We start from the raw sequence: 16,355 nt of genomic DNA, 5'->3' as shown, positions 1-16,355 counted from the left end.
GGTGGATCACCCTCCGGTGGAATCGGTTGCGGCGGCCGGTGCCGGGTCCCGGGCCGGAGTGCGCCGGCCCGGAACCCGGTGCCCCCACGATCGCCCGGGGACCGGGGCCGGGTCGATTACCTTCGGGGTCATGCCGTACGGACCGGGCGGGCCCGGGCCGGTGAAGGCGGCCCGTCCCTCCGTCCCGCATGAGAGGGTCGGAGGGACATGACAGACTGATCACAGGCTGGGGCACGTCGGGGAGGCGTGGCGTTGAGTGAGCGGCGGGCCGCACCCACCGTGGGCCAGGTGGTGCTGGGAAGACGGCTGCGGGAGCTGCGGGAGGCGGCGGGCCTCGGACGGGAGGAGGCCGCCCGGGTCCTGCGGGTGGCCCCCGCGACCGTCCGGCGGATGGAGACCGCCGAGGTCGCGCTGAAGATCCCGTACGTCCAGGTCCTACTGACCGCGTACGGGGTGTCCGGGAGCGAGGCGGCGGCGTTCGTCGAGCTCGTCGAGGAGGCGAACCGGCCGGGCTGGTGGCAGCGGTACCACGACGTGCTGCCGGAGTGGTTCAGCCTGTACGTGAGCCTGGAGGGGGCGGCCCGGATCATCCGCTCCTACGAGCCGCACTTCGTGCCGGGGCTGCTGCAGACCGAGGAGTACGCGCGGGCCGTCCTGGAGGCCGGGACGATCGGGGGCGCCGGGCCCGCGGCGGTCGAACGGCACGTGGCGCTGCGCATGGAGCGCCAGCGGCTCCTGGAGCGCGAGGATCCGCCCCACCTCTGGGTGATCATGGAGGAGACGGTGCTGCGGCGCCCGGTGAGCACCGACGGCCGGGTGATGCGCGACCAGCTCGACAAGCTCCTGGAGTGGTCCGCACGGGACCGGATCACGCTCCAGGTCGCCGAGTTCGCCGACGGGCCGCACCCGGGGACGTACGCGCCGTTCTCGCTGTTCCGGTTCGCCGAGCCGGAACTGCCGGACATGGTGTTCACCGAGTACCTGACGGGCGCCCTGTACCTGGACTCCCGCAAGGAGGTCTCGGCGCACCTGGAGGTCCTGGACCACATGACGGCGCGGGCCGCCTCGGCCCGGCGCACGGAGAAACTGCTGCGGCAGTGGCGGGAGACCTACTGAGCGGGTGGCACCGCGGCGGCGGCACGGGGCAACCCGGGTGCCGGGCGCGGCGTCTTCCCCACGGCACCGCGCGTCCCGCACCGGGCGCGGCGGGCCTTCGCACCACCGAGCACGGCGAGCCTTCGACCCCACGAGGAGAAGACAGCGCATGACCGGACCCGACGCCGCGCACGCCCCCGTCGACACCGGCCGCCCGCACCCGGCCCGCGTCTACGACTGGTGGCTCGGCGGCAAGGACAACTACCCGGTGGACGAGGAGCTGGCGCGGAAGATCCTCGCGGCGGACGACACGGCGGTGCGCGGGGCGCGCGCCAACCGCCGGTTCATGCACCGGGCCGTGCGCACCGTCGCCGAGGCGGGGACGCGCCAGTTCCTGGACATCGGCACCGGCATCCCCACCGCGCCCAACCTGCACCAGGTGGCCCAGGGCGTCGCACCCGAGTCGCGCGTGGTGTACGCGGACAACGACCCGATCGTGCTGCGGCACGCCGAGGCGCTGCTGCACGGCACCGCCGAGGGCGCCACGGAGTACGTGCACGCCGACGTCCGGGACGTGGACGCGCTGCTGCGCCGGGCCGGCGAGACGCTGGACCTGGACCGGCCCGTGGCGCTGTCGCTGGTCGCGCTGACCCACTACCTGGACGACGACCCCGACGGCGACGACGTGTACGGCCTGCTGGAGCGGTACGTCGCCGCCCTCGCGCCGGGCAGCCACCTGATCCTCTCCCAGGTCACCGCGGACCTGAACCCGGCGGCCGTCGAGCAGGCGGCGCACCACTTCCGGAGCGGCGGCACGCCCTTCCACCCGCGCTCGCTGGCCGCGTTCTCCCGCTTCTTCACCGGGCTGGAACTGCTGGGCCCGGGGGTGATCCCGGTGCACGGGTGGCGCCCGGAGGCGGAGGACGTGGCGGCCCAGGCGGAGGGGATCGTGCCGGTCTACGCGGGCGTCGCCCGCAAGCCGTGACCCGGCGGCCGCCCCGGGGAGCGCCCGGGGGCGCCCCGGGGCGGCCGCGCGGAGGACGGCCCGTCAGGCCGCGCCGTCCCGGCGCTCCCCGGACTCCCTGTCGTCGTCGACGATCTCCGCGTCGACGACGCCCTCCTCCTGCGGCGAGGTCTGCTGTTCGGTGCCCTCCGTGGGGGTCTGCCGGTTCCGCTCGTACATCGCCTGGCCCATCTTCTGGCTGACCGCGGCGAGCTTCTCGACGCCGGCGCGCAGGTCGGCCGTCTCGGGGGACTGCTGCTCCAGCAGCCCCTTCAGCTCCGAGAGCGCCGACTCGACCTCGGACCTGGTGTCGCCGGGGATCACGTCGGTGTTCTCCCGCAGGAACTTCTCGGTCTGGTAGACGAGTTGCTCGGCCTGGTTGCGGGTCTCGGCGGCCTCGCGGCGCTTGTGGTCCTCCTCGGCGTACTGCTCGGCCTCGCGCATCATGCGGTCGATGTCGTCCTTGGGCAGCGCCGAGCCGCCGGTGACGGTCATCTTCTGCTCGCGGCCGGTGGCGAGGTCCTTGGCGGAGACGTGCATGATCCCGTTGGCGTCGATGTCGAAGGCCACCTCGATCTGCGGGATGCCGCGCGGGGCGGGCGGCAGGCCGGTGAGGTCGAAGACGCCGAGCTTCTTGTTGTAGGCGGCGATCTCGCGCTCGCCCTGGTAGACCTGGATGCCGACCGAGGGCTGGTTGTCGGCGGCGGTGGTGAAGATCTCCGAACGCCGGGTGGGGATGGTGGTGTTGCGCTCGATCAGCTTGGTCATGATGCCGCCCTTGGTCTCGATGCCGAGGGACAGCGGGGTGACGTCGAGCAGCAGGACGTCCTTCACGTCGCCGCGCAGGACGCCCGCCTGCAGCGCCGCGCCGACGGCGACGACCTCGTCGGGGTTGACGCCCTTGTGCGGGTCCTTGCCGGTGAGTTCGCGGACCAGGTCGGTGACGGCGGGCATCCGGGTGGAGCCGCCGACGAGGATGACGTGGTCGATGGCGGAGAGCTCCACGCCCGCGTCCTTGACGGCCTGGTGGAAGGGTTTCTTGCAGCGCTCCAGCAGGTCCTCGGTGAGTTCCTGGAACTGGGCGCGGGTGAGCTTCTCGTCCAGGTGCAGGGGCCCTTCGGCGGAGGCCGTGATGTAGGGGAGGTTGATCGTGGTCTCCGACGAGGAGGACAGCTCGATCTTGGCCTTCTCGGCGGCCTCCCGCAGCCGTTGCACCGCCATTTTGTCCTGCAGCAGGTCGACGCCGTGCCCGCCCTTGAAGCGCTTGGCGAGGTACTCGACGAGGCGCTGGTCCCAGTCGTCGCCGCCGAGGCGGGTGTCGCCGTTGGTGGCCTTCACCTCGATGACGCCCTCGCCCATCTCCAGCAGCGACACGTCGAAGGTGCCGCCGCCCAGGTCGAAGACGAGGACGGTCTGGTCGTTCTCCTTGTCCAGGCCGTAGGCCAGGGCGGCGGCCGTGGGCTCGTTGATGATCCTGAGGACCTTCAGGCCGGCGACCTCCCCGGCCTCCTTGGTGGCCTGCCGCTGGGTGTCGTCGAAGTACGCCGGCACGGTGATCACCGCGTCGGTGACGTCCTCGCCGAGGTAGGACTCCGCGTCCCGCTTCAGCTTCTGCAGCACCCGGGCGGACAGCTCCTGCGCCCGGTAGCGGGTGCCGTCCACCGAGCCGTGCTCCGGGAAGCGCCACTGCGCGTCGCCCATGTGGCGCTTGACCGAGCGGGCGGTGCGGTCGACGTTCGTCACCGCCTGCCGCTTGGCGACCTCGCCGACCAGCACCTCGCCGTTCTTGGCGAAGGCCACGACCGAGGGGGTGGTCCGCGCGCCCTCCGCGTTGGCGATCACGGTGGGCTCACCGCCCTCCAGCACGGCCACCACCGAGTTCGTGGTGCCCAGATCGATTCCGACCGCACGTCCCATCGCTGTCCCCTTCCGCCGTTCCGCCGGGGCACTTTCCTGACTTCCAGCACAAAACTTGAGCAGGCTGTTGTCAATAGGTTGAGTGGGTTCTTGTCAACCGGCCGGGCGGCGGAGGCGGCGGGCGCGGGCGGCCCCGACGGGAGGGGCGGCGCGCAGTTCCACGGCGCGGCGCGGGCGGTCGGTGACCAGCACGTCCACCCGCGGATCGGTGAGGAAGCCGCGCAGCGCCGCGTCCTCGTTGACCGTCCACACCAGGGTGAACAGCCCGTTGCGGGCCGCCTCGCGCAGCACCGTGGCCCGGGCCAGGCGCTGGTGCACGGCCACCCCGTGGGCCCCGCAGGCCCGGACGCGGCGCATCGGCAGCAGTTCGCTCAGCCGGGTCGGCACCAGCCGGCCGCGGCCGACCTCCCTGCCGTCCCGGCCGAGGGACAGCGCGGTGCGCACCCGGGGGAAGGCGCGGGTGATGGCCGCCAGGGAGCGGTCCTCCAGGGTGGTGGCCACGAAGCCGTCCTCGCCGAGCAGGGCCCTCGCGCGGTCGATCAGCTCCCGCTCGTGGCCGGTCTCCTTCAGGTCCAGGTGCCCGATGAGCTTCCCGGCGACCAGCGCCATCACGTCGTCCACGACGGGCACGGGACGACCGGCGCGCGCGTTCAGCTCGGCGTGGGTGAGCGTGGACAGCAGGGGCCCGGTGCGGCACACCCGGGCGTCGTGGTGGACGACGAAGACGCCGTCCGCGGTGCGCCGGACGTCGAACTCGACGTACTCGGCGCCGGACGCGAGCGCGTCCTCGTACGCCTCCCAGGTGGCCGGGGCGGCACGTTCGGAGCCTCCCCGGTGGGCGGAGACGGCGGGGCGTGGCGTCATGGTCGGGCGGCTCCCGGCAGGGGACGTGCCGCGGGCCGCCCGGATGGGGCGGCCCGCGGGGCTCGGCGGGGCGAGCGGTCAGGCGAGCTTCGCCGTCAGGGTGATCTCCGTGCCCTTCAGGGCCTGGCTGACCGGGCAGTTGACCTTGGCGTCCTCGGCCGCGGCCTGGAAGGCGGCCTCGTCCGCGCCGGGGACGGTGCCCTCGACGGTGAGGTGGATGCCGGTGATGCCCTCGCCGGGCACGAAGGTGACGTCGGCGGAGGTCGTCAGGCGGGTCGGCGGGGTGCCGGCCTTGTCGAGGATGTTGGAGAAGGCCATCGAGAAGCAGCTGGAGTGCGCGGCGGCGATCAGCTCCTCCGGGCTGGTCCTGCCGTTGGCCTCCTCGGCGCGCGACGCCCAGGTGACCGGCTGCTCGCCGATGCTGCCGGAGGAGTCGAAGGAGACGACCCCGCTGCCCTTGAAGAGGCTGCCTTCCCAAACGGTGTGTGCGGAGCGCGTGGTTGCCATGACGCATCCTTTCGAAAGTGTCCGGCCCTGTGTCCGGCCGTGCTCGGTACGGGAACCCGGCCACCGGGTTCCCGGCTCCATCCGATCACACTCCGGCTCGGCGCACCCGGAAGACCGGCCCTCGCACGGTGAACGGATCCCGGGAGCCGGTCGCGGAGGGGCGGGCCGCAAAGGGGTCAGGCCGCGCGCTGCCGGCCCGGTTCCTCCGGCCGTCCCGCCTCGTCCGCCTCCTTCAGCCAGCGCCGCAGCACGTGGTGGACCTGCTCGGCGCCGGCGAGTTCCGCTCCGTCGGCGACCGGCGGGGACAGCGTGAGGGGGGACAGCAGGAAGGGGCGGGCCTGGGCGCCGCCCAGGCCGCCGTGGGAGCCGATCTGCTCCTCGAAGGCGTGCACCTCGCCGTCGGCCGGGTCGTAGAAGGAGTTGACCATGATGTCGGCGGTGTGCGGGAACGTGTGGGTGCGGCGCACGACGTCCGCGGCGCCGGGGCCGAAGGCCGCCAGGGGCCCCGGGTCGTCGTCCAGCTCCGTCAGCGGGACCTCCGCTCCGTGCGCGCCGAGCACGACACCGCCGTGGGCCTCGCTGCGCACCAGCAGGAAGCCGATGCCGGGGTGGTTGGCGAGGGTCGGCAGCAGCGCGGGATGGCGGGCGTCGATCTCCTCCTTGGTCATCCGGTGCAGCACGTCCGGGAAGGAGACCAGGCCGAGGTTGCCGGAGGCGAGCACGACGGGTTCCGAGCCGCGGGTGGGCCGGTAGTGCTCGGCCCCCTCCTCGACCGGCCGGCGCAGTGCCGCCCGGACGGCCGCGCGGGCCTCCGCGCCGCTGTGGGTGCGGCGGGCCCTGCGCGGCACGGGCAGCCCGCAGCCGGCCCGCACCAGGTCGCCGAGGGTGAGGCCGTAACGGGAGCGGAAGGTCTCGCCGGGGCTCTGCCCGTGGTCGGACAGGACGACGATCCGGTACGGGCGCGGGGCGTGCTCGGCGACCTTCTCGATCAGGGCGAGGGCGCGGTCGAGGCGCTGGAGGACCTTCTCGGTGTCCGGGCCGGCCGGCCCGGAGTGGTGGGCGACCTCGTCGTAGGCGACCAGGTCGGCGTAGACGGCGGTGCGGCCGGCGAGCAGGTCGCCCATCACGGCGGCGACGACGACGTCCCGTTCGACGACCGTGGCGAAGGCCCGGACGAACGGGTACAGCCCGCCGCGCGAGACCCGCGGGCGCTGTTTCCTGAACCGGGCCCGGGTGGACTGGCCGATCTCCCGGCCGACCTCGGCGGCGAAGGACAGGGCGGTGCGCACCGCGTTGGCGGGGTCGGAGAAGTACGCGAAGTAGCCCGAGCGGGAGCGGGACCCCGGGCCGCGCCGGCGGGTGGCGATGGACAGCACCAGGGCCTGCTCGTCGGCGCCGCCGCCGAAGAGGTTGCCGCGGCTCGCGCCGTCCTCGGCGAGCAGGCCGGCGTGGCCGGAGTACTCGATGGCGCGGGCCTGGAGTTCGGCGGCGCTGGTGGGGCGGTTGCAGACCATCACCTCGCGGCGGGCCTTCTCGTACCAGCGGAAGGCGGGCACGTCGTGGTTGCTGCCGTGCAGGATGCCGAGCTGGCTGGCGCCGGTCTGGCTGGACCAGTCGGTGCGCCAGGGGGTGAGCCGGTGGGTGGGCCGGCCGCCGGTGCCGGTGCCGAGCCAGCGGGCGACGGTGGGCATCAGGCCCTTGTCGACGGCGTCCAGCAGGATGTCGTGGCCGACGCCGTCGAGCTGCAGGAAGACGGTGCCGGGTGTGTCCGCGCAAGGAGGGGTGGAGCGGCGCCGGCGGTCGGCCAGGCGGTAGAGGCGGCGGCGGTAGGCGTCGTCGTCGCGCACCGCGAGGGCGGCGCCGGTGGCGGAGGCGACGGCGGACATCACGGCGGCCACCACGACCGCGGTCTCCGGGGCGGCGGCGCCGCGTTCCACGGGGTTCAGGTACAGGGCCAGCCACAGCAGCGCGCCGTTGAGGAAGAACACCAGCAGGCCGAGGACGAGCGCCGGCACGAGCAGCAGCAGACGCACCAGCAGCGGCCAGACGAGGGCGGACAGCAGGCCGAAGGCACCGGCCCCGAAGGCGGCGGTGACCGCGATGTCGGTGACGCTGTCGCCGTCGGCCGAGCGCAGCCGGAAGTCCGGCAGGATCCCGGCGAGCAGCAGCATGGTGAGCGTGGAGACCACCCACACGGTGATGCTCCGCCCGATCTGACTGGCGATCCGTCGCCAACGCCCGCCACCCACGCCCAGCACACCTCACGTCCCGGCCCTAGCCCGTACCCACCCTGCCACAACGGCCGGAAGAGGCGTTTTGTCCCCGGTCGCACGGGCCGCCGGCATCTCAGCGGCCGTCGTAGCCGGCGGTCGGCATGGACAGCCGGCGGTGCACCCGGGCCTTCATCGCCGCGTCGTACGACGGTTCGGCGTGGCCCGCCGTCTCCACGCGCACCCCGCGCCGCGCGCACTGGACGGTGAACTCCTCGACGGAGGACAGGGCGTGTTCCAGGACCCGCCGGCTGGGCGCCACGAACACGTCGGCGCCGGGCCGCACGCCCTCCCACAGGACACCGTGGTCGGGGCGCAGTCCCCGCACGAGCAGTTCCCGGGTCACCACGTAGCCGTGCTCGGCGGCCCAGCGGGCGCACATGGCGTGCTGGCCGCGGGCGTCCACCAGGAAGGGATCGGTGTCCAGTTCCTCCAGCGGCGTCAGACTCGCGATCGCCGTCACCCGGACCGGCCCCATGGCGCCCCCTCACCTCCGGTTCCCCGCCGCCGACCCTACTCCTGCACGTAGGCTTCGGGGAGTCGCGTGAGGGAGGCGGAGGAGTGCCGGTGGAGGTCACCTGGTGGGGTCACGCCACGTGCACGGTCGAGGACTCGGACATCCGTGTGCTCACCGACCCCCTGTTCGCCCACCGGCTCGCGCACCTGCGCCGCCGGCGCGGCGCGGTGCCGCCGACCGAGGCCCGGCACGCGGACGTGGCCCTGGTCTCCCACCTGCACGCCGACCACCTGCACGTGCCCTCGCTCGCGCTGCTCGCCCCGGGCACGCGCCTGCTCGTGCCCCGGGGCGCACGACGTGCCGTACCGGGGCTGCGCCGGCTCACGCACCTCGACGTGAGCGAGGTGGCGCCCGGCGACGTGACGACGGTCGGCGACCTGGCCGTGCGGGCCGTCCCCGCGCGGCACGACGGGCGGCGGCTGCCGTACGGGCCGCACCGCTCCCCCGCCCTCGGTTACGTCCTGGAGGGCGAGGCCCGCACCTACTTCGCCGGGGACACCGGACTGTTCGACACGATGGCCAAGGAGGTCGGGCCGGTCGACCTGGCGCTGCTCCCGGTGGGCGGCTGGGGGCCGTACCTGGGCGAGGGGCACCTGAACGCGGACCGTGCGGCCGAGGCGCTGGCCCGGCTGGGGGCGCGCAGCGCGGTGCCGGTGCACTACGGCACGTACTGGCCGATCGGGATGGACGCCGTGCGCCCGCACGAGTTCCACGCGCCGGGCGACGAGTTCGTGCGGCTGGCCGCCGTGCGGGCGCCCGGGGCGGCGGTGCACCGGCTCGGGCACGGCGAGAGCGTGCGCCCGGAGGCCGCGTGGTGATCCCGTCCGCCGTCCTGGTCCAGACGGTCGGCGCGCCCCTGTCCGCGATGGCCGCGCTGGCGGCCGCCCCGGTGACCGTGGTGCCGGAGTCCACCCAGCAGGCGGTCGGGTACCCGTCGCTGTTCCTGCTGGTGCTGATCGGGGCGCTGGTGCCGGTGGTGCCGACGGGGGCGCTGGTCAGTTCGGCGGCCGTGGTGGCCGTCCACCGGGCGGCGCCGTTCTCGCTGGCGCTGGTGTTCGTCACCGCGTCGCTGGCGGCGTTCCTCGGGGACCTGGCGCTGTACTGGCTGGGGCGGCGGGGGATGAAGTCGAAGAACGGCTCGCGCTGGCTGGAGGCGATCCGGGCGCGGGCGCCGGAGGACCGGCTGGAGCAGGCGCGGACGAAGCTCGCCGACCACGGGGTGGCGGTGCTGGTGCTGTCCCGGCTGATGCCGGCCGGGCGCCTGCCGGTGATGCTGGCCTGCCTGATCGCGCAGTGGCCGGTGCGCCGCTTCGTCCGCGGCAATCTGCCGGCCTGCCTGGCCTGGGCGGCGACGTACCAGCTGATCGGCATACTGGGCGGCTCGCTGTTCCGGGAGCCGTGGGAGGGCGTGGTCGCGGCGATCGCGCTGACCGTGCTGATCAGCGCGGTGCCGGGGGTGTGGCGGCGGCTGCGGGGGGCCGCGCGGTAGCGTGCCGCCGCCTACGGGGCTCCGGGCCGGCCCAGGATCCGGGAGCCGCCCACCGGGAGGTCCCACAGGCGCTCACGGGGCAGCCCCGCCTTCTCCCAGGCGGCGCGGACGCGGGTCAGGGGCTCCAGGACCGGCTCCGCGGAGAGGACGAAGGTCGCCCAGTGCATGGGCGCCATGTGGAGTGCGCCCAGGTCCTGCGCGGCGCGCACCGCCTCCTCGGGGTCGCAGTGGACGTCGCGGAGCCACCAGCGGGGGTCGTAGGCGCCGATGGGCAGCAGGGCGAGGTCGATGCCGGGATAGCGGCGGCCGATGCGGGAGAACCAGTGGCCGTAGCCGGTGTCGCCGGCGAAGTAGACGCGCTGCCCCTCGCCGTCGGTGAGCATCCAGCCGCCCCACAGCGACCGGCAGGTGTCGGTGAGGCTGCGCTTGGACCAGTGGTGGGCGGGCACGAAGTCGAAGCGGACTCCGTCCAGTTCGGCCGCCTCCCACCAGTCCAGCTCGGTGACGCGGGTGAACCTGCGGCGGTGGAACCAGCGGGCGAGCCCGGCCGGTACGAAGACCGGGGTGTCGCGCGGGAGCCGGCGCAGGGTGGGGGCGTCGAGGTGGTCGTAGTGGTTGTGGCTGATGACGACCGCGTCGACGCGCGGCAGCGCCTGCCAGGCGACGCCGACGGGGGTGACGCGGGCCGGGGTGCCGAGGATCCGGCGGGACCAGACCGGGTCGGTGAGCACGGTCAGGCCGCCGATCCGTACGACCCAGCTGGCGTGCCCCGCCCAGGTGACGGCGACCGTGCGGGCGTCGACGCGGGGCAGCGGGCCGGGGTCGTACGGCAGCCTGGGTATGTCGGCGAGGCCCTCGCGCCCCGGCCGTACGGCGCCCTCGCGGGCGAAGCGGGCCAGGGCCCCGAGGCCGGGCAGCGGGGCGGTCAGCCGGTCGTGGAAGGTACGCGGCCACACCCGGCGTTCGGCGAGCGGGCGGGGCTCGGCCGGCGGGGCGTACGGGACCTCGGAGGAGGCGGAGAAGCCTGCCGGACCGCGGTCGCCGGCTTCCGGAGCGGTCGTGGTCGCGGTCGTGCCGGTGGTCGCTCTCGCGGCCGTGCTCGCGGCCGACTCGGACTGCTGCGTCATCGAGGAGACTCCCATCGCTGAGCGTCGTCACGGAGATCGTCGAAGACCGTCTTCAGATGGATCAGCGCACGCTGCACGTGCGGCAGTTCCAACGGATCGGGGACGTCGAGGCATGCCGCGCGCCGCTCCGCGGTGTCGCCGAGCAGGGGGGCGGTGGACAGCCGCACGCGCGGGGCCTCGAGGTCGTCGCCGAAGCGATGGCCGCCCGGCGCGGGCATGCCGAGCCGGGCGGCGAGGAAGTCCTCCAGGTCCTGGGCGTCGCCGACGCCGTGCGCGGCGAGCGCGGGGGCCAGGGAGGTGAGGTCGACGTACAGGTGCCGTCCGCACTGCGGGGGCCGGGCCACGGCCCCGGCGGCGACGACGGCGTGGTGTGCGGCGGCGGCCACGCGCGCGTGCAGGCGCACGGCGGCGGCGACGCGTGCGGCGACCGGTTCCGGTTCGGACAGCGCGTACGCCGCCGCGGCGGCCACGGGGGCGGCGATGCGCGCGTCGAGGGCGGTGAGCACGTCCAGCACGCGGGCGTGGAGGGCGTTCCCCTCCTCGCCCGCCGGGAAGCGGGCGACGGCGGCCGGCCAGCCCGGCGGGAGCAGGGAGCCCGCCAGGTCGGTGACGGCGGTGACCCGCTCGGGCAGCATCTCGGCGGGACTGAGCAGCACGGTGTCGTGCGGGGCGTGCAGGGTGTCCCGCCAGGTCTCGTCACTGATCAGGTGCAGCCCCTGGCCGACGGCGGCCTCCAGGGTCTCGTGCAGCAGCTCGGGCGGGGCGACGGTGGCGGTGGGGTCGTCGGCGACGGAGAGCACCAGCAGACGCGGGTCGCCGCCCTCGGCGCGGACCCGGCGCACGGTCTCCAGCAGGGCGTACGGGTCGGGGACGCCGCCGCTCTCGGCGGGGGTCGGCACGTGGAAGGCGGGTCTGCCGAGCAGACGGGCGTAGGGGGCCCACCAGGCGGCACAGGGTCTGGGCACCAGCACGTCGCCGCCGATGGCGGCGGTCAGGGCCACCAGCAGGGCGGGGGCCCCGGGAGCGACGGCCACCCGGTCGGGGGCGGCGGGCAGGCCGCGCCGGTCGCCGTGCCCGCAGGCGGCCTCCAGCAGGGCGGAGCCGCCGCCCACCGGTTCGGCTCCGGGCCGGGACGCCGCCGCGGCGAGGACGGCGGACAGCTCGGGCAGGACGGGAAGCCCGTCCTCGGGGATCGACGGCCCGAAGCGGACGGGGCCGTGTCCCTCCGGGTCCGTCCGCCGCATCCGTACCTCCGCGCAGTCCGTGGTGCCGTGTGCCCGTGTCCGCTCGTGCCCGCTCGTGCCTTCGGCATGTGGGTACCCAGCGCGCCGCCGGACATGAGCGGCGGACCGGGTCGCGCAGCTCACGGCGTGGGGAGCGGCGGCCGGGGAAGAAGCTTCAGCCGTCCGTACGGGCGGTCCGGTCGCGGTACGGCCGGTGCGCGGCGGCACCGGACGCGCCCGCGATCAGCAGTCCGCCGGCGGCCGGGGCGGGCACGGAGTCGGCGAAGGCCCCGCCCCCGCCGGCGTGGACACCCCGCGGTACGGCCGCTTCCCCGCGGGGGCCGCCCCTCGCCCCGGCGCTCCCCGGCTCGGCGTCCTCGGGATCGGAACGTTCGGGACCGGGATGTCCGGGCTCGGGGCGCTTGGCCTCGGGATGCCTGGACGCGGTGTCCGCGGCCCCGGGGGCGCCCGGCGCGGTCCTCTCCGGACCGGATTCCTCCGGGTCTGACTGCTCCGGACCGGATTCCTCCGGCAGGACCCCCTCCGGCTCCCAGGCGTCCGCCTCCGCGCCCCCGGACACGAAGGCGTCCGGCGCGGTGTCCTCCGGCTCGGCGGCGTCCGGTCCGGAGCCCCGTGGCGCGCGGTCCTTCCACCGGTGCCCCTCCGGTCCGGAGCACGGCGCGGAGGAGGCCGCCGGCGCACCGGTGTCCCCCGGGGCTCCGCCGCGCCGGGCCGGCCGCCGCGGACGCGACCGGTGCGAGCGCGCACAGGACGGTGACGGCGGCGGGGGACGGGGCACGGGCGGTGCGGCGCATGGTGCGGGCTCCTTCGAGCGACGGCGGGGCACGGCGATCGCGCCCGTCGGCCGCGCGGGTTCTCCCCGTGCGCCCGACGGAGGCGGGACGCTCCCGCGTGTCCCGTGCCTCCGGGCGCGTGGGCGGCCCACGTCGGCGGGGCACGAAGACGCGCCCCACGGCCATCACAGCCCGCCCCCCGCCGTACCGCTCGCGGCCGTCCGCCATTGGCGGGAGGAGGACGTCCGAGCGGGTGAAGATCCGCGCGGGCCGCGCCGCCCGCTCGGGCGCGCCCTACGCGCCGTCGTCCTGGTCCCGCATGACCTGCTCCCGGACCCGGCCGCAGCAGCGGCTGATCAGACGGGAGACGTGCATCTGGGAGATGCCCAGTTCCGCGGCGATGCTGCTCTGGGTCATGTCGCCGAAGAAGCGCATGTAGAGGATGGCCTGCTCACGTTCCGGCAGGGCGGCGAGGCGTTCCCTGACGGCCTCGCGGTCGACCACCGTGTCCAGCGCCGGATCGGGCGCGCCGAGGGTGTCGCCGAGCGAGTAGCCGTCGTCGCCGCTGGTCAGTTCGGCGTCCAGGGACAGCGCGGTGAAGCTGTCCAGCGCCCCCTGCCCCGTGCGGACGTCCTCCTCGCTCAGGTCGGCGTGCTCGGCGATCTCGGCCACCGTCGGCGGGCGGCCGGAGCCGGACAGGGACAGGTCCTGCGAGGCGGACCGGACACGGTTGCGCAGCTCCTGCACCCGGCGGGGCACGTGCAGGGTCCACATGTGGTCGCGGAAGTGCCGCTTGATCTCTCCGGTGATGGTCGGCACGGCGTAGCTCTCGAAGGCGTTGCCGAGTTCGGGGTCGTACCGGTCGACGGCCTTGACCAGGCCGAGCGCGGCCACCTGGCGCAGGTCGTCGAAGCTCTCGCCGCGGCTGCGGAACCGTCCGGCGAGGCGGTCGGCCATGGGCAGCCACGCCTCGACGATCTCGCCGCGGAGCGCGTCGCGTTCCGCGCCGGGGGGCAGTACGGCCAGCCTGCGGAAGGCGTCCGCGGTGTCGGGGGCGTCGTCGTGCGGGTGATGCCTGGTGCTCGCTCGGGTCGGCATGGTGCGTCGCAACTCCCTCGGAGTGCTCGGGGACGGACGGTCACCGTGGGAGCGCACCTGCGTTCGGCACGGACGTCTGCGGAGCGGGGTGCCACTGCCCACGGGCGTGCCTGCTGTCCGAAGCACTGAGGGTGCGCCTGCCCGTACTCTCCGCCCGCAAACCGCCCGCGACGACGGGCCTCCCGGCGGTCTCCGCCGAAAGGCCCGTCCGGCTTGCTCTCCGGGCGCCGCCGCGGCTCACTTCCAGCGCAGCAGCGCCCCCAGTCCGCCCACCGGCGCGTCGTCCCGTGCGTCCGGGGCCGCGCTCACCGACAGGGCGGGGGCACCCGTCGCGACCGCCGACCGGATCAGCGCGTCGTCCGCGCGGGCCGCCCACGACTGCTGCTCACCGAGGACCTTCAGTTCGGTGCGCCGCACCGCCAGCTGGTCCGGATCCTCCCCGATCCACACCTCGCGGTGCGCGTCCGGCCCGTCCGGCCGGATCAGCAGTTCGTCGATCCGGTGTTCGCGCGCCGCCTCCACCAGCGCCGGAACTCCCTCCACCGCACCCGCGCGGCCCTCGTCGTCCGGGGTGCGGGCGGCCAGGAACCGCTCCAGTTCCGCCGCGGCCCGGTCGCGGACGTGCTCCGCGCGGGCCCGTTCCACGTCCTCGTCGAGCAGCCTGCTGCCGGTGCCGTGCGGGGCCTCGACCACCAGGTCGTGCAGCCGCTGCGGGAGCCGCTCGTGCACGGCGCGCTGCTCGCGGTCGTCGCCGACCAGGATCAGCAGATCGGCCCCGGTCTCCTCCTGGCACACGGCGAGCGCGTCGGCGATCTCCGCGGCGTTGTGCTCCCAGGTGTTCTCCACCCGCAACTGGAAGTGGCGCTCCGACCAGTCGACGGTGCTGGTCCGGTGGATCGGCCACTGGCGTCCGGTGACGCCGCCGGCGTCGTCCCGGCCGAGTGCGCTGCGCAGCTCGAAGTCCGCGCCCTTGCGGTCGACGTAGGCCACCACGCACACGGGGTCCTCACCGGCCAGCTCCAGCAGCGGCGCGACCCTGGGCAGCGGTGCCCACTGCGCCCAGTCGCCCTGCGGGGGCCGGGCCAGCGGCGGGTCGAGCACCACCTCGCCGTCCCGGGCGAACAGGGCGCGGCCGTGCGGTTCGGAGGAGTGCCGCAGTTCCTCGATCGCGCGGCGCACCGCGTCGCAGGTCGCCTCGTCCGCGCCCTGGTCGGCCAGTTCCCGGGCCATCGCCCGGGCCGTCAGCTGCCGTTCGTGGGGGGTGTTCTCCGTGTGCCGGGAGGTGTCGACGTAGACGGAGGCCCAGGGGCCGGGACGTTCGTAGAGTGGATTCAGGAATGCGAGTTCCATGGCTCCCTCCCGGTTGCCGTTCGAAGTAGTGCTTGTGCCGGCCGGGCGGGTACCCGGGCCGCATGAACGCACACGACGAGCGGGGCACCACGATGACCGGAGTCGAGCCGACCCGTCTGGACGACCAGCAGCTCATGAAGGAGCTGGAGACCATCCACCGCACGCGTCACGACACCCTGCTGTACGGCTCCAACGACGCGCTGCGGGCCCACAACGAGCGGATGGCGCAGCTGGAGGGCGAGTACCTGCGCCGCAACCCGCGCCGTCCGGTGGCCGCCGGCCGCACCCGCGAGGGCGCCCGGGAACGGACCGGCGCCGACACGGCGGCTCCCACGACTCCGGGCACCTGACCTCGGGCGGAGGTGCGACGGCGCGCCGCGTGATCCGGCCGCGCCGGGACGCGGCGCGTCACCACGCCCGTCCGGGCGGGAGGGAGGGGGCCGCACGGAGGCGGGCCCCGGAACGGGCGGCGGCCGTCCGGCACACGCCGGACGGCCGCCGCCCGTTCCGGACTTCCTCGTCCGGCTTCCCTCAAAGCCTCCTCAGCCCTTTTCCGACCCGAACACCTCCAGGTACGTCTCGCAGAACGCCTTGAGGTCGTCCGGCTTGCGGCTGGTGACCAGCTTGTTGGGCCCGTGGTCGCAGATCTTCACCTGCTCGTCGACCCACGTCGCACCGGCGTTGCGGAGGTCGGTCCGCAGGCTCGGCCAGCTGGTCAGCACCCGGTCCCGGACCACGTCCGCCTCGATGAGGGTCCAGGGGGCGTGGCAGATCGCGGCGACCGGCCGGCCCTGTTCGAAGAAGTCCCGCACGAACGCCACGGCCTTCTCGTCCGTGCGCAGGAAGTCGGGGTTGGCCACCCCGCCCGGCAGCACCAGTCCGCCGAAGGAGTCGGCCGACGTCTCGCCGACGACCTCCTGCACGGGGAAGGTGTCCGCCTTGTCGAGGTGGTCGAACGCCTGGATCTTGCCCGGCTGCGTCGAGACGAGCACGGGTTCGTGTCCGGCGTCCACGGCCGCCTGCCACGGCTCGGTCAGCTCGACCTGCTCGACGCCCTCGGGCGCGGTCAGGAATGCGATGCGCATGGGGTTTCCGTCCTTT

The 16,355-nt window shown here is 74.8% G+C and carries 16 protein-coding genes; 5 read left to right on the top strand and 11 right to left on the bottom strand.

The window, feature by feature from the left end; genetic code table 11:
- The first annotated feature begins 252 nt into the window (after positions 1-252).
- Both CP969_RS31265 and CP969_RS31260 read left to right on the top strand, forming a co-directional pair.
- A complete protein-coding gene (locus CP969_RS31265) occupies positions 253-1,116 on the top strand; it encodes a helix-turn-helix domain-containing protein (RefSeq protein ID WP_004980977.1) in 864 nt (287 codons plus the stop codon).
- A 148-nt stretch (positions 1,117-1,264) separates the two neighbouring features.
- The gene (locus CP969_RS31260) at positions 1,265-2,080 is read left to right on the top strand and encodes an SAM-dependent methyltransferase (RefSeq protein WP_016823838.1); all 816 of its coding nucleotides are present in this window, start codon (positions 1,265-1,267) and stop codon (positions 2,078-2,080) included.
- Between the two features lie 63 nt (positions 2,081-2,143).
- Here the strand turns inward: CP969_RS31260 and dnaK are convergent, their stop codons facing one another.
- The 5 genes from dnaK to CP969_RS31235 form a co-directional block, all read right to left on the bottom strand.
- Positions 2,144-4,015, bottom strand: coding sequence for a molecular chaperone DnaK (gene dnaK / locus CP969_RS31255; protein WP_004980982.1), 1,872 nt, complete (start codon positions 4,013-4,015; stop codon positions 2,144-2,146).
- Between the two features lie 93 nt (positions 4,016-4,108).
- Positions 4,109-4,879, bottom strand: coding sequence for a glycerophosphodiester phosphodiesterase family protein (locus CP969_RS31250; RefSeq protein WP_004980985.1), 771 nt, complete (start codon positions 4,877-4,879; stop codon positions 4,109-4,111).
- 78 nt (positions 4,880-4,957) lie between these two features.
- Positions 4,958-5,386 (bottom strand): OsmC family peroxiredoxin, encoded by a 429-nt coding sequence (locus CP969_RS31245; RefSeq protein ID WP_004980986.1) that lies wholly within the window; start codon positions 5,384-5,386, stop codon positions 4,958-4,960.
- Positions 5,387-5,562: 176 nt separating this feature from the next.
- The gene (locus CP969_RS31240) at positions 5,563-7,644 is read right to left on the bottom strand and encodes a phage holin family protein (protein ID WP_078495318.1); all 2,082 of its coding nucleotides are present in this window, start codon (positions 7,642-7,644) and stop codon (positions 5,563-5,565) included.
- 88 nt (positions 7,645-7,732) lie between these two features.
- Entirely contained in the window at positions 7,733-8,134 is a 402-nt protein-coding gene (locus CP969_RS31235; RefSeq protein ID WP_004980989.1) for a hypothetical protein, read from the bottom strand.
- An 83-nt stretch (positions 8,135-8,217) separates the two neighbouring features.
- Between CP969_RS31235 and CP969_RS31230 the strand changes: the two genes are divergently transcribed.
- Together CP969_RS31230 and CP969_RS31225 are read left to right on the top strand one after the other, a co-directional pair.
- The gene (locus CP969_RS31230) at positions 8,218-8,991 is read left to right on the top strand and encodes an MBL fold metallo-hydrolase (RefSeq protein WP_026084727.1); all 774 of its coding nucleotides are present in this window, start codon (positions 8,218-8,220) and stop codon (positions 8,989-8,991) included.
- Positions 8,992-9,038: 47 nt separating this feature from the next.
- Entirely contained in the window at positions 9,039-9,662 is a 624-nt protein-coding gene (locus CP969_RS31225) for a DedA family protein (protein WP_039830808.1), read from the top strand.
- A gap of 11 nt (positions 9,663-9,673) precedes the next feature.
- Here CP969_RS31225 and CP969_RS31220 read toward each other — a convergent pair whose 3' ends face one another.
- The 5 genes from CP969_RS31220 to CP969_RS31200 form a co-directional block, all read right to left on the bottom strand.
- Positions 9,674-10,789: an MBL fold metallo-hydrolase gene (locus tag CP969_RS31220; protein WP_016823842.1), complete on the bottom strand. Its 1,116-nt coding sequence runs from the start codon at positions 10,787-10,789 to the stop codon at positions 9,674-9,676.
- Positions 10,786-12,033 (bottom strand): aminotransferase class I/II-fold pyridoxal phosphate-dependent enzyme, encoded by a 1,248-nt coding sequence (locus CP969_RS31215; RefSeq protein ID WP_150474990.1) that lies wholly within the window; start codon positions 12,031-12,033, stop codon positions 10,786-10,788. The genes CP969_RS31220 and CP969_RS31215 overlap by 4 nt, the downstream gene beginning before the upstream one ends.
- 154 nt (positions 12,034-12,187) lie before the next feature.
- Positions 12,188-12,592, bottom strand: coding sequence for a hypothetical protein (locus CP969_RS31210; RefSeq protein ID WP_144055232.1), 405 nt, complete (start codon positions 12,590-12,592; stop codon positions 12,188-12,190).
- Between the two features lie 508 nt (positions 12,593-13,100).
- Positions 13,101-13,904 carry an RNA polymerase sigma factor SigF gene (locus tag CP969_RS31205; RefSeq protein WP_016823844.1) on the bottom strand — a complete coding sequence of 268 codons (804 nt, stop codon included), beginning with the start codon at positions 13,902-13,904 and terminating at the stop codon, positions 13,101-13,103.
- 237 nt (positions 13,905-14,141) lie between these two features.
- The gene (locus tag CP969_RS31200; RefSeq protein WP_016823845.1) at positions 14,142-15,254 is read right to left on the bottom strand and encodes a baeRF2 domain-containing protein; all 1,113 of its coding nucleotides are present in this window, start codon (positions 15,252-15,254) and stop codon (positions 14,142-14,144) included.
- 62 nt (positions 15,255-15,316) lie between these two features.
- Here CP969_RS31200 and CP969_RS31195 point away from each other — a divergent pair, with 62 nt between their 5' ends.
- A complete protein-coding gene (locus CP969_RS31195) occupies positions 15,317-15,604 on the top strand; it encodes a DUF6158 family protein (protein WP_004981001.1) in 288 nt (95 codons plus the stop codon).
- A 192-nt stretch (positions 15,605-15,796) separates the two neighbouring features.
- Here the strand turns inward: CP969_RS31195 and CP969_RS31190 are convergent, their stop codons facing one another.
- Positions 15,797-16,339, bottom strand: a complete 543-nt coding sequence (locus CP969_RS31190; protein ID WP_004981005.1) for a type 1 glutamine amidotransferase domain-containing protein — start codon at positions 16,337-16,339, stop codon at positions 15,797-15,799.
- Positions 16,340-16,355: the final 16 nt, after the last annotated feature.

Origin of the sequence: Streptomyces viridosporus T7A (assembly GCF_008704515.1) — a bacterium.
Taxonomy (GTDB): Bacteria; Actinomycetota; Actinomycetes; order Streptomycetales; family Streptomycetaceae; genus Streptomyces; species Streptomyces viridosporus.
This window is presented reverse-complemented; position numbering and strand designations above follow the sequence as displayed.